Source organism: Neobacillus drentensis, from assembly GCF_036965245.1.
In the GTDB taxonomy this organism is placed as follows: Bacteria; Bacillota; Bacilli; order Bacillales; family Cytobacillaceae; genus Neobacillus; species Neobacillus drentensis_G.
Window position 1 is genome coordinate 1 of record NZ_JBALPG010000232.1, and the last position, 1249, is coordinate 1249.

The following is a 1249-nucleotide window of genomic DNA, read 5'->3' on the forward strand; positions in this document are numbered from 1 at the left end:
TTTAGTTTTCAAAGAACAAGTTAATTCTTTTTTCACAATCGCCCAAAAGCGACCTCTTTAATTTATCATATCCCGCATCACTAAGTCAACAACTTTTTTAATTTCTTTTTCCGTTGTTTGACTCTCTCGATGAGGACGAGATTTAATATAACATGATAAATAAATGATTGCAATATAATTCTTTAAGATTTTTTATTTATGTTTTCTTATTCTGCACACAGGGATAAATAAAAGGGGGGATTGAACTCATAATATAAACTACATTTGTATATGTAATAAAAAAAGGGTATCGGATATATCTATCAAATAATAACAGTGGAGACATTTACAGTAATGGCTTCAAGAGATTTATTTTTAGTCCTTCCATCCATCACCCTTATAAGTGTAGAATCAAACTAAAGATTCCCTGTGTGCAGTAATCGTAAAGTATTTTTTATCTATTAAATAAAGCTTCAGTCAACTAACTAATAATTGGACGTGAATTCATTTGAGTAGTATAGATCTTGATATATTAATTAAACTGGGGATTTCTGCTATTTTCGGCCTTATCATTGGTCTTGAAAGAGAATTAAAAAGAAAGCCTGTCGGGCTAAAGACAAGTCTCGTTATTTCCGTTGTAAGCTGTTTGTTGACGATTGTCTCGATTCAATCAGCTTATATGTTTCCAAAATCAGATGAAGTAAAAATCACCATGGACCCCCTTCGTCTTGCTGCGCAAATTGTTTCAGGGATTGGCTTTTTAGGGGCTGGTGTCATATTAAGAAGAGGAAATGACAGTATTTCAGGTTTAACAACGGCTGCCATGATTTGGGGGGCTGCAGGGATTGGTATTGCAGTAGGTGCAGGTTTTTATTTTGAAGCCTTTGCCGGCGTAGCATTACTTATTATTAGTGTAGAATTAGTCCCTTTTCTAATGAAAATCTTTGGGCCTAAACAATTGCGGGAAAAAGAAATCATGCTGCAGCTTTTTATCAGAGATCAAGCACAAATAGATAAAGCTATTTCATTTTTATTAGAAAAGAAATATATTATTCGCAGACTCCGGATAAAGGATTTAGACAATGGAGATCACCTTGTGCAAATATTAGTAGCCGTTGATTACCGTGAAAAAACTACAGACGTTTATTTAGTTGTTTCAGATATAGAAGGGGTTAAAAAGGTAGAAATAGAAAGTATAAGTTAATTTCGCTGAAATATTTATATCCTCATTATAAAATTTACTCTTGCAAGAATTTTATAATGAGGATAT

General features: G+C 32.9%; 1 protein-coding gene. It reads left to right on the forward strand.

Translation table 11 applies throughout. The annotated features are described in order from the left end of the window. Positions 1–496 precede the first annotated feature (496 nt). Positions 497–1183 carry an MgtC/SapB family protein gene (locus V7150_RS26055; RefSeq protein ID WP_438825762.1) on the forward strand — a complete coding sequence of 229 codons (687 nt, stop codon included), beginning with the start codon at positions 497–499 and terminating at the stop codon, positions 1181–1183. Positions 1184–1249 lie beyond the last annotated feature (66 nt).